Source organism: Halalkaliarchaeum sp. AArc-CO (genome assembly GCF_024972735.1).
Classification (GTDB): Archaea; Halobacteriota; Halobacteria; order Halobacteriales; family Haloferacaceae; genus Halalkaliarchaeum.
The window spans coordinates 2,753,067-2,778,150 of the sequence record NZ_CP087723.1; the positions used below are offsets into that span (position 1 = coordinate 2,753,067).

Annotated in this window: 27 protein-coding genes; 13 read left to right on the forward strand and 14 right to left on the reverse strand. The window is 66.3% G+C overall.

From position 1 onward, the window contains the following. Nucleotides 1-41: 41 nt before the first annotated feature. The 3 genes from AArcCO_RS14445 to AArcCO_RS14455 all read right to left on the reverse strand — a co-directional run bounded on the left by AArcCO_RS14445 (nucleotide 42) and on the right by AArcCO_RS14455 (nucleotide 2,585). A complete protein-coding gene (locus tag AArcCO_RS14445) occupies nucleotides 42-521 on the reverse strand; it encodes a DUF1850 domain-containing protein (protein WP_259534194.1) in 480 nt (159 codons plus the stop codon). Nucleotide 522: 1 nt separating this feature from the next. Beyond that, nucleotides 523-1,485 (reverse strand): TAXI family TRAP transporter solute-binding subunit, encoded by a 963-nt coding sequence (locus AArcCO_RS14450; RefSeq protein ID WP_259534195.1) that lies wholly within the window; start codon nucleotides 1,483-1,485, stop codon nucleotides 523-525. Between the two features lie 104 nt (nucleotides 1,486-1,589). Beyond that, nucleotides 1,590-2,585 carry a radical SAM protein gene (locus AArcCO_RS14455; RefSeq protein ID WP_259534196.1) on the reverse strand — a complete coding sequence of 332 codons (996 nt, stop codon included), beginning with the start codon at nucleotides 2,583-2,585 and terminating at the stop codon, nucleotides 1,590-1,592. 180 nt (nucleotides 2,586-2,765) lie between these two features. On the opposite strand from AArcCO_RS14455, the gene AArcCO_RS14460 reads away from it, so the two are divergent. Then, a complete protein-coding gene (locus AArcCO_RS14460) occupies nucleotides 2,766-3,236 on the forward strand; it encodes an OsmC family protein (protein ID WP_259534197.1) in 471 nt (156 codons plus the stop codon). A 182-nt stretch (nucleotides 3,237-3,418) separates the two neighbouring features. After that, nucleotides 3,419-4,045, forward strand: a complete 627-nt coding sequence (locus AArcCO_RS14465) for a vitamin K epoxide reductase family protein (protein WP_345780893.1) — start codon at nucleotides 3,419-3,421, stop codon at nucleotides 4,043-4,045. A gap of 255 nt (nucleotides 4,046-4,300) precedes the next feature. Here the strand turns inward: AArcCO_RS14465 and AArcCO_RS14470 are convergent, their stop codons facing one another. Further along, on the reverse strand, nucleotides 4,301-4,879 hold the full coding sequence (locus AArcCO_RS14470; protein ID WP_259534199.1) for a hypothetical protein: 579 nt from the start codon (nucleotides 4,877-4,879) through the stop codon (nucleotides 4,301-4,303). Between the two features lie 130 nt (nucleotides 4,880-5,009). On the opposite strand from AArcCO_RS14470, the gene AArcCO_RS14475 reads away from it, so the two are divergent. Together AArcCO_RS14475 and AArcCO_RS14480 are read left to right on the forward strand one after the other, a co-directional pair. Next, nucleotides 5,010-6,035, forward strand: a complete 1,026-nt coding sequence (locus AArcCO_RS14475; protein ID WP_259534200.1) for a DUF5784 family protein — start codon at nucleotides 5,010-5,012, stop codon at nucleotides 6,033-6,035. 87 nt (nucleotides 6,036-6,122) lie between these two features. Beyond that, nucleotides 6,123-7,316, forward strand: coding sequence for a pyridoxal-phosphate-dependent aminotransferase family protein (locus tag AArcCO_RS14480; RefSeq protein ID WP_259534201.1), 1,194 nt, complete (start codon nucleotides 6,123-6,125; stop codon nucleotides 7,314-7,316). Between the two features lie 12 nt (nucleotides 7,317-7,328). On the opposite strand, the gene AArcCO_RS14485 is transcribed toward AArcCO_RS14480, so the two are convergent. After that, entirely contained in the window at nucleotides 7,329-7,766 is a 438-nt protein-coding gene (locus AArcCO_RS14485) for a universal stress protein (RefSeq protein WP_259534202.1), read from the reverse strand. Nucleotides 7,767-7,866: 100 nt separating this feature from the next. Further along, nucleotides 7,867-9,795 carry an aldehyde ferredoxin oxidoreductase family protein gene (locus AArcCO_RS14490; protein WP_259534203.1) on the reverse strand — a complete coding sequence of 643 codons (1,929 nt, stop codon included), beginning with the start codon at nucleotides 9,793-9,795 and terminating at the stop codon, nucleotides 7,867-7,869. Nucleotides 9,796-10,046: 251 nt separating this feature from the next. Between AArcCO_RS14490 and AArcCO_RS14495 the strand changes: the two genes are divergently transcribed. Further along, entirely contained in the window at nucleotides 10,047-11,123 is a 1,077-nt protein-coding gene (locus tag AArcCO_RS14495; RefSeq protein ID WP_259534204.1) for an archaeosine biosynthesis radical SAM protein RaSEA, read from the forward strand. A gap of 107 nt (nucleotides 11,124-11,230) precedes the next feature. Then, nucleotides 11,231-14,929, forward strand: coding sequence for a tetratricopeptide repeat protein (locus AArcCO_RS14500; protein ID WP_259534205.1), 3,699 nt, complete (start codon nucleotides 11,231-11,233; stop codon nucleotides 14,927-14,929). A gap of 13 nt (nucleotides 14,930-14,942) precedes the next feature. Here the strand turns inward: AArcCO_RS14500 and AArcCO_RS14505 are convergent, their stop codons facing one another. Then, entirely contained in the window at nucleotides 14,943-15,329 is a 387-nt protein-coding gene (locus AArcCO_RS14505; RefSeq protein WP_259534206.1) for a BsuPI-related putative proteinase inhibitor, read from the reverse strand. Nucleotides 15,330-15,352: 23 nt separating this feature from the next. Further along, complete coding sequence (locus AArcCO_RS14510; RefSeq protein ID WP_259536463.1) at nucleotides 15,353-15,604, reverse strand: DUF7536 family protein; 252 nt, start codon at nucleotides 15,602-15,604, stop codon at nucleotides 15,353-15,355. A 224-nt stretch (nucleotides 15,605-15,828) separates the two neighbouring features. On the opposite strand from AArcCO_RS14510, the gene purS reads away from it, so the two are divergent. Next, complete coding sequence (purS, locus tag AArcCO_RS14515) at nucleotides 15,829-16,080, forward strand: phosphoribosylformylglycinamidine synthase subunit PurS (RefSeq protein ID WP_259534207.1); 252 nt, start codon at nucleotides 15,829-15,831, stop codon at nucleotides 16,078-16,080. After that, entirely contained in the window at nucleotides 16,077-16,766 is a 690-nt protein-coding gene (gene purQ, locus AArcCO_RS14520) for a phosphoribosylformylglycinamidine synthase I (RefSeq protein WP_259534208.1), read from the forward strand. The genes purS and purQ overlap by 4 nt, the downstream gene beginning before the upstream one ends. Nucleotides 16,767-16,775: 9 nt before the next feature. On the opposite strand, the gene AArcCO_RS14525 is transcribed toward purQ, so the two are convergent. Continuing rightward, nucleotides 16,776-17,273 carry a metal-dependent hydrolase gene (locus AArcCO_RS14525; RefSeq protein ID WP_259534209.1) on the reverse strand — a complete coding sequence of 166 codons (498 nt, stop codon included), beginning with the start codon at nucleotides 17,271-17,273 and terminating at the stop codon, nucleotides 16,776-16,778. 125 nt (nucleotides 17,274-17,398) lie between these two features. On the opposite strand from AArcCO_RS14525, the gene AArcCO_RS14530 reads away from it, so the two are divergent. Continuing rightward, nucleotides 17,399-18,112, forward strand: coding sequence for a creatininase family protein (locus AArcCO_RS14530; RefSeq protein WP_259536465.1), 714 nt, complete (start codon nucleotides 17,399-17,401; stop codon nucleotides 18,110-18,112). A gap of 35 nt (nucleotides 18,113-18,147) precedes the next feature. Here AArcCO_RS14530 and serA read toward each other — a convergent pair whose 3' ends face one another. Then, nucleotides 18,148-19,755 carry a phosphoglycerate dehydrogenase gene (gene serA / locus AArcCO_RS14535; protein ID WP_259534210.1) on the reverse strand — a complete coding sequence of 536 codons (1,608 nt, stop codon included), beginning with the start codon at nucleotides 19,753-19,755 and terminating at the stop codon, nucleotides 18,148-18,150. Between the two features lie 314 nt (nucleotides 19,756-20,069). Here serA and moeB point away from each other — a divergent pair, with 314 nt between their 5' ends. Then, nucleotides 20,070-20,882 carry an SAMP-activating enzyme E1 gene (gene moeB / locus AArcCO_RS14540; RefSeq protein ID WP_259534211.1) on the forward strand — a complete coding sequence of 271 codons (813 nt, stop codon included), beginning with the start codon at nucleotides 20,070-20,072 and terminating at the stop codon, nucleotides 20,880-20,882. Between the two features lie 37 nt (nucleotides 20,883-20,919). Here the strand turns inward: moeB and AArcCO_RS14545 are convergent, their stop codons facing one another. Together AArcCO_RS14545 and AArcCO_RS14550 are read right to left on the reverse strand one after the other, a co-directional pair. Beyond that, a complete protein-coding gene (locus tag AArcCO_RS14545; RefSeq protein WP_259534212.1) occupies nucleotides 20,920-21,291 on the reverse strand; it encodes a DUF7577 domain-containing protein in 372 nt (123 codons plus the stop codon). A gap of 118 nt (nucleotides 21,292-21,409) precedes the next feature. Continuing rightward, entirely contained in the window at nucleotides 21,410-21,994 is a 585-nt protein-coding gene (locus AArcCO_RS14550; protein ID WP_259534213.1) for a hypothetical protein, read from the reverse strand. 84 nt (nucleotides 21,995-22,078) lie between these two features. Here AArcCO_RS14550 and pheA point away from each other — a divergent pair, with 84 nt between their 5' ends. The 3 genes from pheA (at nucleotide 22,079) to AArcCO_RS14565 (ending at nucleotide 24,022) form a co-directional block, all read left to right on the forward strand. After that, nucleotides 22,079-22,891, forward strand: a complete 813-nt coding sequence (gene pheA, locus AArcCO_RS14555) for a prephenate dehydratase (protein WP_259534214.1) — start codon at nucleotides 22,079-22,081, stop codon at nucleotides 22,889-22,891. A gap of 77 nt (nucleotides 22,892-22,968) precedes the next feature. Beyond that, complete coding sequence (gene hsp14 / locus AArcCO_RS14560; protein WP_259534215.1) at nucleotides 22,969-23,409, forward strand: archaeal heat shock protein Hsp14; 441 nt, start codon at nucleotides 22,969-22,971, stop codon at nucleotides 23,407-23,409. Between the two features lie 121 nt (nucleotides 23,410-23,530). Next, nucleotides 23,531-24,022: an Hsp20/alpha crystallin family protein gene (locus AArcCO_RS14565; protein ID WP_259534216.1), complete on the forward strand. Its 492-nt coding sequence runs from the start codon at nucleotides 23,531-23,533 to the stop codon at nucleotides 24,020-24,022. A 25-nt stretch (nucleotides 24,023-24,047) separates the two neighbouring features. Here AArcCO_RS14565 and AArcCO_RS14570 read toward each other — a convergent pair whose 3' ends face one another. After that, the gene (locus AArcCO_RS14570; protein WP_259534217.1) at nucleotides 24,048-24,389 is read right to left on the reverse strand and encodes a hypothetical protein; all 342 of its coding nucleotides are present in this window, start codon (nucleotides 24,387-24,389) and stop codon (nucleotides 24,048-24,050) included. An 82-nt stretch (nucleotides 24,390-24,471) separates the two neighbouring features. Beyond that, on the reverse strand, nucleotides 24,472-25,074 hold the full coding sequence (locus AArcCO_RS14575; RefSeq protein WP_259534218.1) for a uracil-DNA glycosylase: 603 nt from the start codon (nucleotides 25,072-25,074) through the stop codon (nucleotides 24,472-24,474). Nucleotides 25,075-25,084: the final 10 nt, after the last annotated feature.

A 25,084-nucleotide genomic window follows, 5' to 3' on the forward strand; every position in this document is an offset into this window, starting at 1 on the left:
CGTGTTCGATGTCGTACTCGCTTGTCACGCCCCATCCTCGCCTATCTAATTCGGATTTCGACCGTTCCGCCGTCGGCCATCCCCGAGAGATCGTACCGCGTTCCGTCGACGACGAGATCGTGATCGGCGATGAGACCAGTCGAGATCCGGAGCGTCCCGTATTCCTGTCCGTCGATGTCGTACACGTATCTCCCGTCCTGCTGTGTGACTTCGGCGTGCGAGGGGAGACCGGCACCGAACGAACTGAACTCCATTCTGTCCATTACCAGCTTCCCGTCCGAGACGACGTAAACGTCCCGAACGAGCGTCCGTTCGACGCTGTGCTCGTATTCGATAACGACTTCGGCGCCGTCGGCGACGTCGACTGCGGTCAGTTCCTCGCCGGTCTCGTCGGTGACGATCAGCGTCTGGTCGGCCGAAAGGACGCTCCCGACACCACCGAACGGAGCCACGAAGAGCCCGACGGACAGGACCGCTGCGAGCCCGACGAGGACGGCGTACGGCCACAGCCGACGGGACACGCTAGTCGAAGTAGCGTGCTGCGCCCTCGTGGAGGTCGATCGGCATCCCGTCCTGGGCCGTCTCGACGCTGATGAAGTCGGTCTTGATCGTCAGCCGATCGAGGTTGTCGAAGATCGCCGCCGTCACGTCCTCAACGATGTCCGCGGAGTACTCCTCGCGGGTCGCGATCATCGCCTGGACGGAGACGGTGTCGACGTCCTCGCCGATCCCCTCGTAGGTGCCGCCGGGGATGGTGTCGTCGGCGAACCACTCGGCGGCGTCACGTGCGGCCTGCCGCTCGTCGTCGGACATGTTCAAAATCTCGATGTCTGCAGTGGTCGCCAGTTCCTCGACAGCACCGACTGGCCAGCCACCCACGACGAACGCGGCGTCGACGTCGCCGTCGCGGATCTGGTCTGCCGCCTGCGTGAAGTCGGTGTTCTGCTCGTCGAAGTCGTCCGGCGTCAGCCCGGCGACCGACTCGAGGATCTGCAGGGCGTTGACCTGCGTCCCGCTGCCGAGGTCGCCGGTGTTGACCGCCGCGCCCTCCATGTCGGCGATCGAGTCGATCCCGGCGTCGGGTCGAGTGATGATGTGGATCGTCTCGGGGTACAGCGTCGCCACGCCCTGGAGGTTCTCGATCGGGTCGCCCTCGAACGCCTCGAGACCGGTGCCGTTTGCCGCGAAGAAGGCGATGTCGTTTTGGATCAGCGCGAAGTCGGCGTCGCCGGAGCCGAGACTCCCGACGTTTTCGACGGACGCCCCCGTGGCGGAGACTTCCATGTCGTAATCGGTGTTGTCCTCGACGATTCCCTCAAACTCGCCGGACAACGGAAAGTACGTCCCGCCCGTGCCGCCGGCGTGCCAGCGGATGACTTCCGCCTCGTCGTCGCCCAGACAGCCCGCCAGGCCGACGATTCCTGCCGCTCCGAGTCCTTTGAGTACGTCCCGTCGGTCGACGTGTCCGTTGATATTGGATGTCATATACCAGTAAGTCGAACGGGATGAGCAGCTATAATGGTTTTCCCCGCGGTTTATATTAAGGCAGTTTAAATATCCCTGTCGAGAAATAACCGCCTGCCGACAGCTCACGCCAGCGGCGTCCGCTCGACCACAGTACCGTCGACGGTCGGATACTGTTCGACGATCTCGCCGTCCGCGAGGTCGCCCTCCTCGATCATCTCCTCGAGAAGCCACCAGGCGACCTCGACGTGGCTCCGCTTTGCGGTGTAAAACTCCTCGGGAACGCCCAGTTCCTCGAACCGTTCTGGTTCCGCCTTGGTCTTCCCGTAGACGATGGTGCCGTCGTCGGTGATCTCGTCGAACTCCCGACGAACGTTCCTGGCCATCCGTTTGAGCCTGTTGCGGTGCTGGGCGGCGTCCTTGAACACGCTGGTACAGAAGTAGACGCGCTCGTGGGCGGCCATCTCCTCGAGGATCGCGGTTTTCGACCCGTCGACGGCGGACATATGGCCCTCCTGGAGTTCGAATCCCTCCTGTTGCATCCGGCGGTAGTTGCCCTGGCTCATCTCGAACTCGTTGACGTTGCAAAACTCCGCGGCGCCCTCGTCGAGAAACTCCAGGAACTCCGGTTCCGCACGGATCCCGGGAATCTCGAAGGCCGGCGTGAGACCCTCCTCGCGGGCGACATAGAGGATGTCTTCCCACTCCGTGCCGTGGAGATCGCCCCACAGTTCCAGCGGGGGATGAAACCGGATCTCGTCGAGACCGGCCTCCGCGAGCCGCCGCATGTTCTCCCGCCCGCCCGTGATTCCGGTGTAGAGGTGGATGTGGTGATCCTCGCCGAACTCGTCTTTCAACAGCCGGATGTAGCGACAGGTCCGTTCCATCGCCTCCTGTGGCTCGCCGCCGGTGATCGACGAGCCCAACGCGTCCATGCGTTTCGCCTCCTCGATGACGTCCTCGTCTGACTCGACGAGCCGTTCGTTCGCGTAGACGTCAGTGACGTTCTTGCGGTTCTCCCCGAGCGGGCAGTAAAAGCAGTCGCGCTGGTCGCAGTAGCCGTACACGAAAAGCACCAGCTTGCCGCCTTTAGCGCACTGTTTGCACCCCTCGGAGATCATGAAGTAGCCGTGTTAGCGTCTCCGAGACCAAAAAGCGTGCGAAATCCGATCTGCCGGTCGTTCCTGTCGCAGCCCGTCGTGTCTCGCCTGCCGGGCGGCGAGTCTTGCCGACGCCGTCGACAACGGACGCGTGTTGCCGGGGCGAACGCCTCTTTACGTGGTCCGTCCCGAACGAAGAGTGTGAGCCAGAAACAGGAGCAATCCGAACGCGACTCCGTACCGACCTTCGGCGTGACAGCGACCGCAGAGACAGCCACGAAAACGACCGTCCAAGCCCGCGGATTCGAGTTCGTGATCGACGAACCCGAAGACCTCGGGGGAGAAAACGCCGGCCCGAACCCCGTCGAGTATCTGGCGGGATCGCTCGCCGGCTGTCTGAACGTCGTCTGCCACCTCGTCGCCGACGAGTACGGCATCGAGATCGACGATCTCGAGTTCGAGATCGAAGGCGAACTCGACCCGTCGAAGCTGCTCGACGACGCCGAAGGCGTCCGGGCGGGCTACCAGGGACTTCGCGTCGGGATCGACGCGACGACCGACGCCGACGAGGCGACCCTCCAGGAGTGGCTGGCGGAAGTCGAGGACCGCTGTCCGGTCACCGACAACGTCGCCAACGAGACGCCGGTCGCGATCGAACTGACGGCCCAGTGACGGAGCTCGGCAGCGAGAATCGCCGAATCCGTGGCATCTGTGTTGTATTTTAATTACAATACCGCCTCATCTCCGAGATCCTATCCGCCGATATACGGGCTTTTATAACTCTCTCCCGGCCTAGGTATTGCAATCAAAGCACAATACTTTAGTACACCATGCACAAATAGGCTTGTATGGCAATGGGCACATCGACCAAGAACGTGTTCGATTACGAGTGGGAGTATTCACCGCGGGTGACGACCCTATTTGGGGTTTTCACTGCGGTTGCGCTAGTTGGCTGGCTGGTGACTGTGATCCTGACGGCGATTCACATGTTCGCACTCCCTGCAATTCCGGCTGACGCACCGGTGCAGGGAAGCATCGAAGTGATCACGAGTCAGTGGGCGTACGTCTTCGGGATCCCGCTTGCGACGCTGGGTGGGTTCTACTACCTGACGACGATCGGGCTGGCGCTGTGGTGGTTCGACACCCGGCACCCGCTGATCATCAAGATCCTCACGCCGATCACCGTCACCGGCGTGCTGGCGTCGTCGTACTTCGTGTGGCTCCAGCTGGTTCCGATCGGCGAGATCTGCCCGTTCTGTATGGTCTCCGCCAGCGCGACGGTGATACTGCTGGGGCTCGAACTCGCCATCCTGCGCGTGAGTGACACCCCCTCGCTGGGAAGTATGCTCGGCGACTTCGGGACGGTTCTGGGTACCACCCGGTTTTCACAGATCCTCGTCCCGGTCACCATCGGCCTGCTGACCCTCGCCGGCATGTTCCTCGTTCCGATGCTTCCGCTCCCGGATCCGGTTCCGTTCTGAGTAGCGGACCGGTAGTGGGAACAATGAACCGCCTCGGGGTCAAGTGGTTCGAGAATCGAAGATTCTCGTCATCACGGAAATCTCCGATTTCCGTACGACCCCGAGGCACTCGGCCTGTCTTACCTGTAGATACCCCTTTCTGACGCGAAAACGATCGAGAGCAACGCGAAAAGAGCAAAAAGCGGCTGCAAAAAGCGGTTCGAAAATACGGCGCCCCCGTGGCGCCTGTGGGCAATTTCACCGAGTAGCCGATCGCTAGTTCAGCGTGGGGTTCGTCGGGTGGAACACACCTGCCGGGTTCCCCCGGTGGACCCAAACGTGCAGCGCTGTAAACGGGGAGTCCGGAATGGGATGCCATCCCTCCTCCTCGGAGACAGCGAGCGAACGCCTCGACTCCTCGTCGGAAAAGTAGTTCGCTGGGGCGTTGAGAGTCCCCATGTGTGCGAACTCTACTGCACCGAGACGGAGATCATCGTCGTGGTCGGGGTCGTGAATGTCACCCGGTTCCGGACGGTAGTTCCCTGTGGTGTAGTAAACGAGCATGGGCGGCACCGTGATATCGGCGTCCACATCTTCGTCCGCCGCAATGAGAGCAGGGTTGACGAAGTGGAATCCCATACCCGGGACATACGGGGAGATCAATCCAGCGTAGCCATCGTCACGGGCTAGCTGTACGTCCCTGTACTTTCGCGTCGCGGCGCGAACTGCATTGAGTTCCGCTGTTAGCGTGTCGGCGCTCGCAGTGACCGACCCGACCGAGGCTAGACCGGCAACAGCTGCCGCAGTTCCCAGCAACGTTTCTCGTCTTGTCAGTTCGAATAACGACTGTTTCATCGCGAAGAGAGGAAGGGCACGCGAGGAGATAAACCATGCAGTATACATAACTAATTTTCATTATAAATACAGCTCTTCGACGATCCGAGAGTATGAGAAAGTGTAAACCGACTGGTCGGCTACTGTCGTTGTGGCGAGTCCGTTACGATTCAGATACGCCCCCGGTTCCTGGAGCCCCGGCCGCGTCGAGTCGGATCTCTATCGGCCCCTGGACTCGAACCTGGGTGCAGACAGCGGCCGGCCGTGGTTCAAGCCCCCGTCGGGCTACCAGGCGCGACGGTTCGAGATGGACAACGGCGACGTCGCGCTGTTCTGCTGGGGGAGCGACGACGGCCCAGAGGGAACCGACGGCGGCCCCGCGGGCTACTGGATCGGCAACACCGAGACCCCCCAGCGCCTCTGGAAGACCGAGAAGTACGGCTTCGAGGAGATTCCGTATCCGATCAGCCGGTGGGCCGAGAAGGAACTGCTGGCCCAGCTACACCGGGAGTCGCCGTGGCTCGAACCGTATGCCCACATCTCGTGGTTCTTCTTGCCGGTGTTCCTCTCGAAGGACGGTCGGGAGACGACCCGGGAATTCTTCCGGGACCACGCCGCCGGATTCCCGGACGCGACCCGCGAGGATGGCCTCTCGTTTTACGAATCCGTGCTGTCGACCGGCGCGCTCGATCCGTACCGGGAGACGATGGCTGGCAAGCTCGGCACCTCCAAGCAGCTCGATCTCACCCGCATGCGGGCGGCGATGGGCGAGTTCGACGCCGCCAAGCTCCTGATCGACGCCGGCTACGAGATCACCCCCGAAATCCCGGTGACGACGGGGCACTCGCTCGATTACCGCGCCGAGAAGTCCGGGACGGAGCCGACGCTCGTGGAAGTCACCCGACCCCTTCCCCCGAGCCGACGGGCCGCCTCCACCCCCGTCGCCGCGGTGCGGGACACCGCCGAAACGAAAACCAGCGGTCAGTTGGAGGCCCACGCCGGCGGCGTCACCCTGTTCGTCGACTGCACGTCGTTCCCCGACGACGCCTGGGCGTCGGTGCTCGCCGAGAAGCCGGAAGTGCGACACCGACCCGCCGTCGTCTTCCGGTTCCGGCCAGACGGCCGGGTCGAGGGGTACCGGAAGGGCGCGGCGCTTGATCTCGGCGGCGCAGTCTGATCCTCACGACTCCCCGCTCGATTCTCGAACCGGCGGAACCCAACCGATTCATCAACTTATAACTCCGGGTGTGTCGAAGCCTGAACTATGGTCGAACCAGACAACGTCGACGAGGAGTTCCTGCTGCTCAACCCCGGCCCGGTACCGGTGACCGAGGACGTGCTCGCGTCGATGACCGAGCCGATGGTCTCCCACCGGTCGGCCGACTTCGAGGCGACCTACGAGCGCGCCCAGGAGGGCCTCGAGACGGTGTTCACCCGATCGACACCCGAGGGGACCTCGACCAGCGAGGCCGGCACGAGCCTGATCCTCAACGGCACCGCCACCATGGGGATGGAGGCGGCCGTCGCGAACGTGATCGACGAGGGCGACGAAGTAGTCGCGCTGGTCAACGGGAAGTTCGGCCGGCGGTTCGCCCGGATCGCCGACCGCTACACCGACTCGGTCACCCGCGTGGAGGCGACGTGGGGGGAGTCGATTCCGCTTTCGGCCGTCCGGGAGGCGGTCACCGGCGACACCGACCTGGTGACGATGGTCCACAACGAGACCTCCACCGGCCTTTTGAACCCCGTCGAGGAGGTGGGCGAAATCGCCGAGAAACACGACGCCTGCTTCGTCGTCGACGGCGTCACCAGCATCGGCGGCGACGTCTTCAGGGTCGACGACTGGAACGTCGACGTCGCCGTCACCGACGCCCAGAAGGCGCTCGGTGCGCCGCCAGGGGTCAGTGCGATGTACGTCACCGAACGTGCCGAGGAGGCCATCGACGGCGAGTCGGCTCCCTTCTACGAGGACCTCGACTGGCACCTCCGAAAAGCCGACCAGCATCAGACCCCCTTCACCTCGGCGGTGCCGCTGTTCCGGGCGCTGGCAGTCGCCGTCGAGGAGATCACCGACGAGGGGATGCCCGCCCGCATCGAACGTCACCGCCGGCAGGCGGCGGCGTTCCGCGAGGGCTTCACCGCGATGGGGCTGGAGCTGTTCGCCGATCCGGAAGGGCCCACCGAACTGTCGAACACCGTCACCGCGGTCGCGCTGCCCGAGTCGCTCCGGGAGGCCGACCCCGACGCGTTCTTCGCCGCCGTCAAAGAGCGCAACGTCTCGATCTCCGGCGGGCAGGCGCACCTGGGCGGGCAGATCTTCCGGGTGTCGAACATGGGATCGCTGTCGCCCGACCAGATCCTCCGCGGCGTACAGACAGTGGGCGAGGCGATGACGGACGTCGGGATCGATGTCGACGTCGAGGCGGGGCTCGACGCCGCGAACGCGGAACTCCAATAGCCCCCCGTCAACTCAATCTCCTGATTCTCCCGGCGGCACCGCAAGTACCGGTATCGGCGACTGCCGGAGCACCCGTTCGGTCGTGCTACCGGCGTGTCGGAACCGGTCGAAGCCGCTCCGGCCGCAGGTTCCCACGACGATCAGGTCGGCGTCGATTCCCTCGGCCAACGCGACGATCTGCGCTGCCGGATGCCCGCGTCGGAGGCGTTTCTCCACCTCGATTCCGGCTTGCTCCCCCATCTCGCCGACGGCGTCGAGCGCCGCCTCGCCCTCCGCCTCCTGCCGTTCGACGACGATGTCCCAGTCGCCCGGCCGGCCGATTCCCTGATCGACGACATACAGGGCGTGGACGGTCGCCCCGGACTCCGCCGCGAGTTCGATCGCCCGCTCGACGCCCCTGCTCGCGCAGGGACTTCCCTCGGTCGCCACGACGATCCGGTCGTAAGCCATGGCTACGCGTTCGACGGCGCTTATAAAAAAGGTGAGCCGGGATGGCTACGATCGCCCCTCGTCCGGGGGGAATCGGACGATCCCGATCGGACGATCCCGATCAGTCGTCGGCGGGCGCGGTGCCCTCGTCGCCCATCGAAACGCCGGTTCCGGGTCCGACGTCGATCCCCAGGTCATCGAGCTTCTCGTCGGGGACGACCCCGTCGACCCACTCGCGGTGGTCGTAGTACTCTGCTTTCATCTCCTCGAGCTCACACAGTTCGCCCTCCGAGCCGCCCTGGCCCGGGATGGCGTCCTCGTGACCCTTCACGAACCGGCCCGGCAGCGAGTCGTCGGCGCCGTCGAAGCCGTTGAGGTTGTTGTAGTAGCGCTCGAGGTTGTAGATGCGCTCGCCGGCCTCGAACAGCTCGTCCTCGGTGAGGTCGCGGCCGGTCATGCCGTTGTACTGGAGCACGTACTCTTCGATCCCCTCGGCGAAGGCGTTGAACTTGCAGATGTCGAAGCTGTCGGAGATCGCGTGCAGGTCCTGGAAGGTGGCGGTGAGTTCGCCTTTCCCCTCCCACTCGTAGGGGTCGACCTTCTCCGGGACGCCGAGGATCTCCGCCGCCGGCGTGTACCCCCGGAGGTGGTCGGCGCCGCGGTTCGAGGTGGCGTAGCCGATGCCCATTCCCTTCATGCAGCGCGGGTCGTAGGCGGGAATTCCCTGCCCTTTCACGGTCATCGCGATCCGGGAGTCGCCGAACTGCTCGGCCGCGCGGGCGGTCCCCTCCGCCAGCGCGTCTGCGAGGTCGTCCTCGCGGTGGGCGATCCGCTCGATCATCTCGATCATCGTGTCGGCGTCGCCCCACTCGATCCCCTCCTCGATGAGGCCCTTCTCGGTGGCTTCCATCGCCATCGAGAGGGTGTTTCCGGTCTCGATGGAGTCGATGCCCATGTCGTTACAGCGGTCCATGATGACCGCCGTCTTCGCGGCGTCGTCGTTCAGCGAGTTCGGCCCCAGCGACCAGGCGGGCTCGTACTCGAACGACTCCATCCGGACGTTCATGTCCTCGCCTTTGTGCATCGTCTGCACCTCGACCTCCTTCTTGCAGGCGACCGGACAGGAGTGACACGTCGGCTCGTCGACCAGGATGTTCTCCCGGACGTGCTCGCCGGAGACCTTCTCGGCGTCGGCGCCGGTGTCGAAGTCCTCCCGGGCGCTCTTGGTGGAGGTGTACCGGCCGTTCTTGGTGGGCAGGCCGTCCATCTCCTCGGTGATGTTCATCAGGACGTTCGTCCCGTACACCGAGAGGCCGCCCTCGTTCGGGGCGGTGACGTCGGATTCTCGCACCACCTGCATCGCCTGCTGGGCGCCCTCCTGGAACGTCTCCGCGTCGGCCGGCTTGGGCATCTTGGTGCCGGACTTGACGACGACGGCTTTCAGCTTCTTGTCGCCCATGACCGCGCCAGTGCCGCCACGGCCGGAGGCGCGGTCGTCCTCGTTCATGATGCAGGCGTACCGGACGCCGTTCTCGCCGCCCGGTCCGATCGCCATCACGCTGAGGTTCTTGCCGATCTCACCGTCGACCTCTTCGCCGAGGGTTTCGATCGTCTCGTGGACGCCCTTGCCCCACAGGTGGCTGGCGTCGCGCAGTTCGAGTTCGCCGTCCTCGACGACGGCGTAGACGGGATCGTCGCTGCGCCCGTCGAACAGCAGGCCGTCGACGCCGGCCCACTTCAGCCGGGCGCCCGACCAGCCGCCGTGATGCGAGTCGGTGACCGTCCCCGTCAGCGGGGATTTGGTCACGACCGCGATCCGGCCGCTCATCACCGCCTGCGAGCCCGTCAGCGGCCCGGTCATGAAGCACAGTCGGTTCTCCGGGCTCAGCGGCTCGAGCTCCGGATCCTTCTCGAACATGTACCGCACTCCGAGCCCGCGTGCGCCGATGTACTTCTCGGCGTCCTCGTCGTCGATGCCCCGGTAGTTCACGTCGCCCTCGGTGAGGTCGACCGCTACCACGTTGTCCCTGAATCCGCCATACTCTGTCATTGTAACGTACGTCTATTACGTACGGTCGGCAGCCTGTTAGCTATTGCTTCGCGAGTATAACCGGAACCGGTTACGAGAGCACCGAGGCGGGGGGATCCAGCTATCAAAACTGCTTACCTGACGGGACGGTGATGCAGCCGGAAACGTGCCGGAACGGGGCGGAGACGCCGGTTCAGCGATCCGACACCGAAACGGATCAGCGATCGGCCGACGACGACACGGCTTTACGGCGTCGAACCCACCCTCCAGTAATGAGCAAAACGAGCCTCGAAAGCTACGAGGAGGGGCGCGGGATGGACGCCCACAACCGGGTGATGCGCGAGATCCGCGCCCGCCGGGAGGAGACCTACGACCCCCACGAGCCGACGCGGGTGTGGCTCGACGAGGACAACACTCCCGACGGCGTCTACCAGTCGCTGACGATCATCCTCAACACCGGCGGCTGCCGGTGGGCGCGGGCGGGCGGCTGCACCATGTGCGGCTACGTCGCCGAGTCCGTCGAGGGGGGCTCCGTGAGCCACGAGGCGCTCGTCGATCAGCTCGAGGTCTGTCTCGAGTACGAGCGCGAACACGCCGACGAGCCGGCCGGCCTGATCAAGATCTACACCTCCGGCTCCTTCCTCGACGAGCGGGAGGTGCCCGCCGAGACCCGGGAAACCGTCGCCGAGACGTTCGCCGACCGCGATCGAATCGTCGTCGAGTCGCTTCCGGATTTCGTCGAGCGGGAGAAGCTCGCAGACTTCACCGACCGCGGGCTCGAAACCGACGTCGCGGTCGGCCTCGAGACCGCGACCGACCGGGTTCGACACGACTGCGTCAACAAGTACTTCGACTTCGTCGACTTCGAGGACGCCTGCAGGGAGGCGAACGCCGCCGGCGCCGGCGTGAAGGCGTACCTCCTGATGAAGCCGCCGTTCCTCGCGGAGCCGGAAGCTGTCGAGGACATGATCGACTCGATCGAGCGCTGTGCGACGATCGACGCCTGCCACACAGTCTCCATGAATCCGTGTAACGTCCAGCGATACACGATGGTCGAGGAGCTGTACTTCTCGGACGGCTACCGACCCCCGTGGCTGTGGTCGGTCGCCCACGTCCTCGCGGAGACCGCCGACGTCGACGCGATCGTCGTCTCGGACCCGGTGGGTCACGGCTCCGACCGGGGACCGCACAACTGCGGCGACTGCGACGACCGGGTCCAGACCGCGATCAAGGATTTCGGCCTCAGACAGGATCCATCAGTGTTCGAGCAGGTCTCCTGTGACTGCGAGTCGACCTGGGAGCTGGTGATGGACGCGGAGACGGCGTACAACATGCCGCTGGTCGGGTGAGGCGAAGGAAAACACAGTAGCTGCCGATTTTTTATAAGGACTCGGACGAGCTAATTTCATCATTCTGATGCGTACTGTTTAGTGGGGAGGCCGTGAATCGGAGGCCGATGGACGACCGGATCCAGGAGGCGCTGCGGACGATCGATCGGCGCCGTACGATGCTCGACCGACTCCGGTCGCCGGCGGAAAAGCGGGAACTCGTCGAGGGGCTCGACTGCTCGCGGGCGACGGTCGACCGGGCGATCCGTCGGCTCGAGGACTGGGGATGGATCGAGCGCGTCGACCAGGGGTGGCAGTTGAGCTACGCGGGACGGACGCTGCGTGACCGGTACGTCCGGTTTCAGGAGGAGTTCGCCGACGTACTCGCGGGCACCGAGGTGCTCGCTTCGCTGCCGTCGGACGCCGACGTGGACGCCGACCTGTTCACGGGTGCGATCGTCACTGCAGGGAACCGACGGGACGTCGACCCCGGCGGCGACGGAAACGAGTTGCCGACTGAACTGCGGGCGCGGATCGAATCCGCGGATCGGATCCGGCTGGTCGCGCCCGCCGAGACCGCGGCGAGGCTGCTTTCCAGCTGTCGGGAGCTCTCCAGCGGGACCGTCGAGGCCGTCATCGACCGGCACGTACTCTCGCGGCTGCCGGAGCGAACGCCGGCGCTGGCGCGGTGGCTCGTCCGATCCGATCGGACGGAAGCGTTCGCCGCCGAGACGCCACCCTACGCGCTGCTGTTGCTCTCCGAGGGGGACGCGACGACCGTCTCGGTCGTCGGCCACCGCCAGAACCGCACCGTCGAGGGGGTCGTTTCGAACGACACCGATCCCGCAGTCGGGTGGGCCGAGCGTCGATATCGGGCGCTCAGGCGGACCGCCACGCCGCTTGCCGAGGCCGTCGAGTGGGGCGGCGTCCCCGTGCCGAGCGATCCCGACCCCACGGACGCGCTCTTCCGGGAGGGATTCCTGAAGCTGACGCCGTCGTACTTCACGGAGCGTGATCCGCTTCCGCTGTCGACCGCGTGGCGGGCCGGCGTCGGCTTCCCCGAGATCGCTGCCGGCCACGCCCTCGAACGGGAACACGTCAAGGACGGCAGGCGGCGGTCGCTGGTGGCGGATCTCCTCTCCGCGCTCGAAGGAGGAGGAACCCGCGCGCTGATCGGCCCGCCGGGTTCCGGGAAAAGCACCGTCTGTCGCGACGTCGCCTACCGGTGGTACCGGACGGTGGGATCCGTACTGTATCGACCGGAGGGCGGCACCGAACCGTTCGAGTCGTGGCGGGCGCTCGTGCGGCTGCTCCGGGAGCGAACCCGCCCCACCCTCGTCGTAATCGAGGGAGCGCTCCGCGCCGATGCGAGGGCGGTATTCCGTGCGGTCGAAGCGCTGGAGGACGACGCCGGCGTCGCGTTCCTCCTCGAGTCGGGAAACGATCGGTGGGCCGTCGACGGGACGTTCGACGTCGACCCGCACGATCTGGCGATCAGAGAGCGGATCGGAACCGTTCGGATGCCGGCACTGGACGCGATCGAGCGCGATCGGTTCCGATCGCGGCTGGAAGAGGCGACGGGCGTCTCGATCGACCTCGACGTCGGCGGATCGGCAAACGAAGACGGGCAGACCGACGCCGACGGGCAGACCGACGCCGACGGGCAGACCGACGCCGACGGGCAGACCGACGCCGACAGGACCCAGGCGACGGAACCGGGGGAGTTGCTGTTGTTCCTCACCCGGCTCGTGATGCAGGTTGATCCGGCCGGACGAAACGGATCCAACGGAGCCACTCCTCCGGGAACGACCGTCGACTCGGGAGCTGCCTCCGAGCTGGACGCCGACGTCGAAGAGCTGTGTGCGTCGCTCCGGGGGGACGAGCTGGCGATAGATACCGCCGTGCTCGTCAACCTCCTCAACGCCGCGGAGCTTCCGGTGGCCCTCGAGTACGCCTACGCGCTGGCGTTCGAGGCGGGCGACGGGATCGTCGCCCCGGCGGCAGACGTGGGCGGAAAGACCGGACAGTCGTCTAAAGACCGCCTCGAAGAACGGATCCACCGGGTCGAACGGGCGATCGAGACGTTGTCGGGGCGAGTGCTGTTCGACACGTCCGACCGGGAGGAGTACCGGACAGTTCACGCGGGGTGGTCGAGTGCGTTTCTGCGGCGGCTGCTCGAGACGGACGGACGCGCCGCGATCGACCGGGTCGATCGGTGTGTGAGTACGGTGCTCGCGCTCGCAGTCGACGAGCGGACCCGAGATCGGATCCGAAATAGACGGGACGAGGAGCGGCTGTCGTCGACTACAAGCGAGAAGGACCCGCTCGATCGGATCGAGGACGATCCCGGCGGGTGGGCGGAGTCGATCGCGCGTCGACTGGTCGAGTTCTCGGCGGACCACCCCGCGCTGGCCCCGCTTCTATGCGGCTGTGACGGTCCGACGTTCGCCGTCCCGCGGGGGCGGTCGGCCGGCCTGACCGTCGAGCTCGCCGAACGCTGCGGCCGGGGCCACCTCGCGGGCGGCCGGCTCGAGGAGGCCGAACGGGCCTTCGAATCCGCACTCGAACGCCTCGAAGTCGCCCCGATCGTCACCGAGGACCGGACCCGACTCCGGGCGCGCTGTCGGGTCGGGCTCGGAAACGTCGCCGTCGAACGGGGAGCCTACGACGAGGCCGAACGGCTGTACCGGGAGGCGCTGTCGGGCTACCGCGAACTGGACGACAGCCTCGGGGTCGCAGACAGCCTCAGACATCTGGGATCCGTTTCCCAGCGTCGCTCCGAACTCGACGACGCAGCGGATCGATACGCCCGGAGTCTCGGTATCTATCTGGAGCTGGGCGCCGAACGGAAGCTCGCCACGGCGCTTGCCGACATCGGATCGGTGGCTCAGGATCGGGGCGACTTCGAGACCGCCGCCAGACACTACCGCGAGAGCCGGCGACGATACTCGGCGCTCGGACAGCGTCGTGATCTCGTGGACGTCCTCGGAAAGCTGGCGACCGTCGGCTGGGTCACCGGCGACCTCGAGGCCGCCGAAAAGCGGGCACGGCGGGCCGCAGCGATCGCCCGGGAGATCGGCTACGAACACGGGCTCGCGACCGCCCAGTACCATCTCGCCGTGGTGTCGAACGTCCGTGGCGACACGGCGGCAGCACGAGAGCACGCCGAACGGGCGGTCGACGGGTTCGTGGCGATCGGAAACGACCACCACGAGGCGAGCGCCCGATCCCTGCTCGGGGAGATCGAGCGGGCGAACGGAAACCTCGACCGGGCCGAGGAGCACTACAGGATGGCCGCACGGAGACACGAAGAGGTGGAGGACGATCGAGGACATCTCGACGCGCTGATGGGGCTCGGGCGGATCGCGCGCCAGCGGGGCGACCTCGGCGGGGCGACCGAGCGCGCCGAACGCGCCCTGGAGCTTTCCCGAGCGGTCGGCGACGCGCGCAGCGAGGCGGCGTGTCTGCGGCTGCTCGGTACGATCGATCGGGAGAGAGGGGAGCTCGATCGGGCGGACGACCGGCTCGAGTCCGCTCTGTCGGGATACCGCGACGTCGAAGAGCGCCACGGCGAGGCGGCGACGCTCCTCGAACTGGCCGAGGTCGCGGCCGAGCGCGGCGAGCGCGACCGCGCCCGGGGGCTGTTCGAGCGGGCGATCGAAGGCTACCGGGAGATCGACGCGACCCCCGACACCGCCGATGCCCTCGAGCGGTTCGCCGATCGGTGCGAGGCGTGGGGCGCGGTCGACGAGGCACGCCGACGACGCGCGACCGCAGACCGGCTTCGCGAGGGGGACTCGGACCCCGAGAACCCGCTCGCGGAGTAAGAACGATCCACCCTCAGACGGACGGAACCGACACCGTCATCGACGCCTCGGTGTCGACGTTCTCGGCGGTCACCACGCCACGAACCTCGTACGTGCCGGCGGGCGGGTTCTCCCAGATCGCCCCGTGGGACCGCGACTCGCCCGGCGCGAGGGTCTCGCGTCCGAGTGCCTGGGTGAACAGCCGCCCGTCGCTGTACCGCCACACCACCTCGCCACCTTCCTCGCCGTCCTCGCCATCCGCCCTGTCCCTGTCCGTGTCGTCGATCCGCTCGACGACGAAGTCGAACCGCTGGCCCGACCGGAACGACAGCTCCACGGGGTCGTCGCCGTCGTTCGTAACCGTCAGGGTGAGTTCGAACCCCTCTTCGACCGGCGCGACCGACAGCGTCGACGTGAGCATACGTCGCCGTTTGGCCCGGGGAGCTAAACGTTTCTCGCCATCCGCGCCGCCTCCAGGGCCACAAGCAAGATCGTGATCAACATCGCCGACGTCACCGCCAGCACGAACGCCAGCACCAGAAACCACCCCTCCGGGCCGAGGATCGGATACTCGCGTCCGCCAGCCGGCGGGCCCAACAGCTCGAGCACCCGAACGAGATACGCCGCGATCGCGAGCGACAGTCCCGCGAGCCCGCCACGTTTCGCGTGTTTGGGCACCGAAAGCGCCGACAGCATCGCCGAGGCCGGCGGTCGGTCGGGTCGCTCCTGTTCTGCACGTTCGTCCGCGCCCCCCGAACGCTCGAAGCCGTCCGTTCCGTCAGTCCCCTCTCGACTCACGTCCGGCGATAGTCGCCGACCGATGAAAGGCGCATCGCTCCCCGACAGCGGAGAAATCCACGTTTGTGTATATCGAATCGTATCCAAAACGGTTTTTGCACACGAGGGCGCACCCTCACACGATGACCCCCTACACCGCGACGGTGACCGTCCGGCTGAAACCCGGCGTGCTGGATCCGGAAGCGGAGACGACACAGCGCGCGCTGGAGCGACTCGGGTTCGAACTGGAAGACCTCCGGTCGGCCGACCGGTTCGAGATCGACCTGGAGGCGGCCGACGCCGAGGACGCCGGCGACCGGGCCGCGGAGATGGCAGAGCGGCTGCTCGCGAACCCGACGATCCACGACTACGAGGTCGCGGTCTCCGAACGATGACCGTCGCAGTCGTCCAGTTCGGCGGGTCCAACTGCGACCGGGACGGCGTCCGTGCGCTGGAGCATCTCGGGATCGGCGCCGAGCGCGTCTGGCACGAGGATGGCCTCCCGGACGACGTCGAGGGGATCCTGCTTCCAGGGGGGTTCTCCTACGGCGACTACCTCAGGGCGGGCGCGATGGCCGCCCGGGCGCCGGTGATGCAGGAGGTGCGTGCGGCCGCAGCCGAGGGCGTGCCGGTGCTTGGCGTCTGCAACGGCGCCCAGATCGGCTGCGAGTCGAGCCTGACACCCGGAGCATTCACGACCAACGAGAGCGCCCGGTTCCAGTGTGAACACGTCCACTGCCGGGTCGAACGCGCCGACACCCCCTGGACGGCAGCGTACGAGGAGGGGGAGGTGCTCCGGCTGCCGATCGCCCACGCGGAGGGGCGCTTCGAGATAAGCGAGGAACGATACGCCGACCTCGAGGAGAACGACCGGATCCTGTTCCGGTACTGTGAGCCCGACGGGACCGTCACCGACCAGGCGAACCCGAACGGCTCGACGGGCAACGTCGCGGGTCTGCTCGGGGAACGCGAGACCGTCGCGGTGTTGATGCCCCATCCCGAACGGGCGACGCTGCCCGACCTCGGGCTCACCGACGGCGCCGGTGTACTGTACGGGTTCGATCCCTCGCTGCGGGATTGACTTCACTAGTTAAAACACCGCCGCGATCGCGACTGCCCCTGCGCCCAACAGAAACAGGGAGACGTTCACATCCCGGTGTTTCGACGGGACCAGATCCAGTGTCACGTGCCGGTCCGAAAGCGGCGCAAACGGTCGGATCCCCATGGGCGTGGCTGCGTCTGCCGCCACGTGTGTGACCACCGCGCCCGCAGCGAGCAGGCCGGCGACGGGACTCCAGGAGAACCGGAGCCCGGTCGCTGCCGCCAGCGCAGCGACGCTGGCGGCGACGAGCAGCCCGACCGCGGCGGCGAACCAGACGGTGTGTGTCGGCCCCCGGTGCGGGATCGGAAGGTGTTCGTCGCAGTCAGGCACAACTGCGGCGCCGGCGACGAGCAGTCCACCAGCCAGCGCCGCCTGCGGCTCCCCGGCGTCGACGAATAGCCGCGCGACGGGTGCGTAACACAGCAGCGCGATCCCGTAGTGCCCCAGCTGGTACACAGTCGAATCGGATTTGGCCCGGTCGAACATGAAGGTCTCGCTCGTTCGCCGCCACCCGACGGTATTTGTTCCCGGCGCCCCCGGACGGACGTGTGACCGACGAACACGACGCAACACCGCGAGGACCGGCGGAAACGGCGTTCGATCTCGGGGGGATGACCTGGGAGGAGGCCGGCGAGGCGTTCCTCTCGGCGGACGCGGTCGTCCTGCCAACGGGCAGCACCGAACAGCACTCCCGACATCTCCCGCTGTCGGTCGACAGCCTGCGGGCGGATCACCTCTCCGTGGAACTCGTCGAGGCGGCCGACCGGCGGGACCTGCAGCTGTACCGGCTGCCGACGCTCCCGTACGGCTACTCACAACACCACATGCGGTTCCCGGGCACCGTGACGCTGTCTCCGGAGACGTATCGCGAGGTAATCGTCGAGATCGGCGCGTCGATCGCCGACCACGGGGTCGCCCGGCTGCTGCTTTTGAACTGCCACGGCGGCAACCGGGAGCCGCTGAAGCTCGCGGCCGACCGGCTCGGACGGGAGTACGACCTCGCGGTTCACTTCGTCCACTGGACCGACTTCGCCCGCGAGAAACTGGAGGAGGTGTTCGGCGACGACTGGGGCCACGCCGGGGACCACGAGACCAGCGTGATCGGGCTGTTCCGGCCGGATCTGGTTCGCGAGGATCGCAAAGAGCCACAGACGACCAGAGAGTTCCCCGAGACGCGGTCGTACAGCTACTTCGACGAGGTGACAGAAGAGGGCGGCCTGGGCGATCCGACGAACGCCGATCCCGACGCGATGGAAACGATCGTCTCGGAGACGACCGAGGAGATCCTGGACGCGTTCGAGGCGGACCTCGACGACGGGTGGTAAACCGGAGGACCTCGCTGGAACAGCCGTTCGGCCGATCAGTCGGCGTCGCGCCGGCTCTCAGTATCGTCGAGGACGATCTCGTTGACTTCTGTGATCCGGTCGTCGGCGAGCAGTTCCTGGTGGACCGATTCGGGGATCGGGTGATCGAGGTTGTAGACGGTGATCGCCTCGCCGCGTTCGGTCTGGCGGGCGTTGAACATCCCGGCGATGTTGACACCTGCATCGCCCAACGCGGTGCCGATCAACCCGAGTACGCCCGGTTCGTCCCGGTTGCGCACGACCAGCATGTGGCCGTACGGGATCGCGTCGACGCGGAAGCCGTCGATGCGAACGATTCTCGGGTCGTCGCCCGCAAAGAGGGTTCCACACACCGAGATCGACGTGTTACCGTTGCCGACGGTGACCGTCACCAGGCTCTGGAAGTCTTCGGCCTGCCGGCGTTTCGACTCGGTGACGTCGATCCCGCGCTCGTCGGCGAGCCGGGGCGCACTGACCGCGTTCACCTGCCACTCCAGCGGCTCGAAGACGCCCTTCAGGGCGGAGGCGGTCACCACCTCGACGTCCTCGTCTGCGATCTCGCCCTCGTAGACGATCTCGACGTCGGTGATCCGCCCCTCGAGCAGCTGGGTCGCGATCTTGCCGGCGGTCTCGGCGATGTCGAGGTACGGTCGGACGCGGTCGAACGCCGCTTCGTCGATCGAGGGGGCGTTGAGCGCGTTCGCCACCGGCTCCCCGCGGAACGCCGCGAGCACCTGTTTTGCGGTGTCGACGGCGACGTTCTCCTGGGCGGCCTCGGTGGACGCCCCCAGATGTGGGGTGACGACGACGTCCTCGACGTCCAGTAGCGGCGAGTCGGCGGGCACCGGCTCGGTCTCGAAGACGTCGATCGCCGCGCCCGCGAGGGTGCCGTCCTCGACGGCGGCCGCGAGCGCCGCCTCGTCGACGATCCCGCCCCGGGCGCAGTTGACCAGGTGGTCCCCCTCGAGCAGTTCGAGCTCCTCGGCGCCGATCATCCCCCGGGTCTCGGGCAGCAGCGGCGTGTGGACGGTGACGACGTCGGCACGCTCGAGACACTCCTCGAGCTCTTCGACCAGTTCCGCGTTGAACTGGGCGGCCCGTTCCTGGGAGATGTACGGGTCGTACACCACAAGCTCCATTCCCAGGGAGTCGAGTCGCTTTGCGACCTCCTGGCCGACCCGTCCGAGGCCGACGATCCCCAGCGTCTTGCCGTTGAGTTCGGTGCCGACGAACTCGCTTTTGGCCCACTCGCCGTCCCGCAACCGGATGTGCGCCTGCGGGATCGACCGCGCTGTGGCGAACGCCATCGCGACGGTGTGTTCGGCCGCTGCGCGGACGTTCCCCTCCGGGGCGTTGGCGACGATTACCCCGTGTTCAGTGGCGGCCTCGATGTCGATGTTGTCGACGCCGATCCCCGCCCGGCCGACGATGACGAGCTCGGTGGCCGCCTCGAACACCTCGTCGGTGACCTCGGTTCCCGACCGGACGATCAGGGCGTTCGCGTCCGACACGGCCGACAGGAGCGCCTCGCCCTCGACGTCGTAGGCCGTCTCCACCTCGTGGCCAGCCTCGCGGAGTCGCTCGATGCCGGCATCGGCTATCGGGTCGGTAACGAGTACCTTCATAGTAAAAGCTGAAACAAGTGCGGGCTTTAAATCCCACCATTTTCGACCCACCGATTTCTTCGTCGGGTGCATCGCTCACTTCGTTCGCTCTGCACCTCTCGTCGAAACGCTGTCACGCAAATCCGACGGAGTTGCTGGATGCCACGGAGCTTCCGTCCGTGAGCAGACCAAAACGGGCGGTGGCTCGGGCCTGCGGCCCTCGCCATCGGTACAACGTCCTCATCATTCAGCCTCGGTTTTCCGCGAATTCGTCCCGATCGACCCCGGAGTGTAGGACGAATCCACTTATCAACGTCGACGGCGAAGTCTACGGTATGAGTCTCTCCCTCGATTCGACCCAGCTCGACCGCTACTCCCGGCACATCATCATGGACGAGATCGGCCCCGAGGGTCAGGAGGCGCTGCTCGAGGGCAGTGTGCTCGTCGTCGGTGCGGGTGGTCTCGGCTCGCCGGCGATCCAGTATCTCGCGGCCGCAGGGGTGGGAACGATCGGAATCGTCGACGACGACGTCGTCGAACGCTCGAACCTCCAGCGGCAGATCATCCACACCGACGACGCCGTCGGCGATCCGAAAACCGAGTCGGCCCGCCGATACGTCGAGAATCTCAACCCCGACGTCACCGTCGACACGTACGAAACCCGGCTCGAAACCGATAACGCCGCCGACCTGCTGTCCGGCTACGACGTCGTCCTCGACGCCTCGGACAACTTCCGAACGCGGTACATCGTCAACGACGTCGCCCGACTCGAGGGACTCCCGGTCGCCCACGGCGCCATCTACAAGTTCGAGGGGCAGGTGACGACGCTCGTTCCCGATGGCCCCTGCTACCGGTGTCTGTTCCCGGAGGCGCCCGATCCGGGGACCGTCCCCGACTGCGCGACCACGGGCGTGCTCGGCGCCCTGCCGGGGACGGTCGGCTGCATCCAGGCGACCGAGGCGATGAAGCTGCTCGTCGGGGAAGGCGAGCCGCTCGTCGGCCGGCTGCTGTTTTACGACGCCATGGAGATGAGCTTCGAGACGGTCTCGTACGCGCCGAACCCAGGCTGTCCGGTGTGTGGCGACGACCCGATCGACGACATCGACGGGGTCGACTACTCGGACGGCTGTGCGATCGAAGCGGACTGACGAGGGCACACAGTTCCGGCAGAACAGTATCGAACGCTCACCGACCCATCCGATCGCTCGTGGGGGAACTGCCGTCAGCGACGCCCCCGGCCCCCCCGTGAAGCTGGGAGACGCACAGCCGACAGTACTGGTAGGCCGCCTCGTTTTCTGCACCGCAAGCGGGACAGCGGACGGTGGCTTCGTCGGTGTCGAGTGACGGCCCGACCTGCTCGCCAGTCACCGACCGCGAGTCGCGATCCGATCGTTCGGCCCCGGCCTCGCCCTCGCGGCCCGCGAGCGACGAGAGACCGCCGTCACCCGTGGGGGGGCTGTCCGCGGCATCCGACCAGCGTATCACCAGCGCGAACACCACCACGTGGAGCAGCCCAACCGCGACGGCCAGCAGGAGCAGCTGGTTCGGGTCGGGCATCACAGATAAATGTACGTAGTTCACACACTTCAGCGCTACGTCAGAATTCCGAACAGTCTGGCGAGCGGAACGGAGCAGCCTGGACCGGCACGCAGTGCTCCCGACCGTTCCGAGACCGTCACGACAGCCGAACGTGGTCGACGTAGCGGGTGATCTCCGCCTGCCGGGCCACGGAGATCCCGACTGCCACGAGACCGACACCCTCCGCGTCGACCGGATACTCGACGGTCTCCCAGCCCTCGTGGTCCTCGACAGGGCGGGTACTATCGAAGTGCTCGGCCCGGAGGTAGCCACGGTTCGGTCGCGGCCCCACATACGCCGCGACCCTGGAGATCGTCGCTGTCGATTCCTCGGGGCTGTACACGTCGAAGGAAAGGCTGGTCACCCCTGTGAGATCGACCGCCTGCTGGGCCCAGATCGTCCCGCTGTCCTGTCGGCCGTCGACGAACAGTTCGCAGGAACGCTCTCCCTCCGAGGCGACGTCCGTCGTCGATCCCGCCCGGGAGGCCACGTACTGGCCGGTGGTGGGGTCAACCGGCAGGTCGCGGCCGATCACCCACGCCAGCAGCCCGTCTTCGAAGCCGGGGTTCGCCAGCTCCCCCGGCGCTGAGGGGTCGTCGGGACCAATCCACGGTGCAGTACAGCCAGCGAGCCCCGCTGTCGTCGCACTGCCGAGCACACAGATGAACTGTCGTCTGTCCATGGTGGATCGTTTCCCCACCTCCGCCAAAAGTAGCCACCGCGTTACCCACGCGTTTATCCCGCGCGATGGTGTATCCGACAAGCGATGAGAGCTGTCACACTCGGGCCCGCCGGAACCTACTCCCACCGGGCGGCCCGCGCAGTCGCCGAGGAGGTCGCGTTCCGCGAGTCGGTCACCGCCATCGTCGAGGCGGTCGCCGACGGGGAGTTCGAGCGGGGGGTCGTCCCGATCGAGAACAGCATCGAAGGGTCGGTCACGGAAAGCCTCGACGCGCTCGCAGACCGCGAGGTTGCCGTCACAAGGGAGATCGTCACCCCGATCCGACACGCGCTGCTGGCGCAAGGCGAGGAGTTCGACGTCGTCGCCAGCCACTCGCAGGCGCTCGCGCAGTGTCGATCGTTCCTCGAATCCGAGTATCCCGACGTCGGCCAGGAGGCGGTCGCCTCCACCGCCCGGGGGGTCGAACGCGCCCGGGAGGACCCGACGGTGGCCGCGATCGGTCACCCCGACAACGCGAACAACGGCGTCGAACTGCAGGTGCTCGCGGAGGACATCCAGGACCGCTCCTCGAACGCGACCCGCTTTCTGGTTGTCGCGCCCGTCACAGAGCGCTCGGAGGCCGGCGGCAAGACGACCCTTGTCGTTTACCCGAACGCGAACTACCCCGGGCTCCTGTTGGAGCTGCTGGAGGCGTTCGCCGATCGGGACATCAACCTCTCGCGGGCGGAATCGCGCCCCAGCGGTCGGCGGCTCGGCGACTACCTGTTCCACTTCGACGCCGAGGCCGGACTCTACGAAGAGCGGACCAGGGAGGCGATCGAGGAGATCGAACGGATCGCCGAAAACGGCTGGGTCCGCGTGCTCGGCAGCTACGACACGATGCACGTGTTGTACTGATACTATCGGTCGAAAACCCGGCGGGTTTTCTCCCGCCGGTAAACATTCAAGAGATCTCTCGCCGAACAAACAACAGCATGACAGACAGAGATCCGTTCAGCGAGATCGACGAACTGTTCGAACGGCTGAACAGGGAACTCGACCAGTTCGGCGGACAGTTCGATCCGAGCCTTCCCGGCCGGGGCGTCAAGGTCGACATCGCCGAACACGACGACGAACTGGTCGTCACTGCCGATCTCCCCGGCTTCGAGAAGGACGACATCGAGGTGACGATACAGGAGGGGACGCTCACGATCGAAGCCGACCGGGAGGTCGAGTCAACACAGGAAGCGGAAGCGGACGACGGGCCGCGATTCCACCGGCGCGAACGCAGCCGGACGGCCGTCTCCCGGCGAATCCGTCTCCCGGTCGAGGTCGACAAGGCAGACGCCCGGGCGACGTATGCGAACGGCGTGTTGACGATCACCCTCCCGAAGCTGAAAAGCGACGACGGGGGACACACGATCGACGTGAGCTGAAAGAAGTCCACCTTACTGATACTACATCCCGGCTGTCCACACCACCACCCGTGCGACGGGCTATCCAGTATTCTGCTGTCTTTAAGCCCTGAGGCGCCGATATACGACCTGGTGAATACTGATGAGATACACGCCCTTTGAGGACATCGACCGACTGTTCGAACGGATGAGCGAGCGCCCCGCCGCCCGTGGGTGGAGCCCGTGGGGAGAGACGTGGAGCCGGATGGACGACAACCGAATGGACGTCGACGTCGCCGAATACGACGACGAAATCGTCGTGATGGCCGACCTCCCGGGCTTCGAGCGCGAGGAGATCGAGGTGACGATCGACGAGGGGTCCCTGCGGATCCACGCCGAGCGGGAACGCGAGTCCGAGCACCGCTCGGGCGACGAACGCGGCGCAGACGGGGAACTGATGACCCGCGAGCGCGGCAGCCGCCAGACGTATCTCCACCACGAACGCCGGCACGAATCCGTCTCCCGCCGCATCGACCTCCCCCGATCGGTCCGCGAAGCCGAGGCGAGCGCCCACTACCGCAACGGCGTGTTGACGGTGACCCTGCCGCTTGACCTCGATAGCGAGGGCGACGGTCACCGGATCGACGTCGAATAACGAGCGGGGACAACCTCCCCGTTTTTTACTCCGCGTTTTCAGCAGTGTCTGTGTTTCCTCGTTCGTCCGAAACGTAGCCGAACTTCGCGGCGGCGAGCCCGATCGTCACCACGAGCGTCGTCCCGATCACCGCGGTTTCGGCGTTGTCGACCTCGGCGTACGTGAGCGGGAACAGGAAGATCGGAACCAGATACGCGAACCAGGCGACGGCCTCGGCGCGTCGCCCCCGTTGATAGCGCAGATAGCCGGCCAGGGTGACGATCGCAGTGACGATGCCGACGGCGATGCTCGGCGGGAGGTAATCGCCGACGACGATCACCGTCACCGCCATGAGCCCGACGAGGACGAACCAGTCGACGGTATCCATCGGCCGGGAGTGTGCCACGCGAGCTTAAAAAACCGCGTGACTGGGCCACGCAAACGACTGGCACCAACAGGGGGTCGAACGGCTATCCGTACCGGTCGAGCTGGGACTGTCCCTCGCCGTCGGACGATCCCACGCCGGCGATCGAGGCCGCCCGTTCGATCGCCGCGAAGAATCCGTCCCGCTGGCCACGGTCGTACAGCGTCGCCGCCGGATGCACCGACAGCAATACCCGGCGCGACCGATCGCCGATTCGGGCGTCGACCACGTCGCCGGCCTCGGACGTGATCGCCACCGGTCGATCCAGGAGGTGTTCGCTGGGCACCTTTCCGAGCGTGACGATCAGCTCCGGATCCACGGTCTCGATCTCGCCCTCCAGGAACTCGCGACAGTTACCCAGTTCCTCGGCGGTCGGATCCCGGTTGTCGGGGGGGCGACACCGGACGCAGTTGGTGATCCGGACGTCGCGACGTGGTACCGCCGCCGCCGACAGTGCCTCATCGAGCACGTCGCCCGACCGCCCCACGAACGGCTCTCCTCGCTCGTCTTCCTTCTTTCCGGGTCCCTCCCCGACGAACAGGAGCGCGGCGTCGGCGGGACCCACCCCGTTGACGATCCGGCTGCGCGACTCCAAAAGCGCGGGACACTGGCTACAATCACTCACACACAGTCCGTCGAAGTCGGCCATCTGTCTTTTG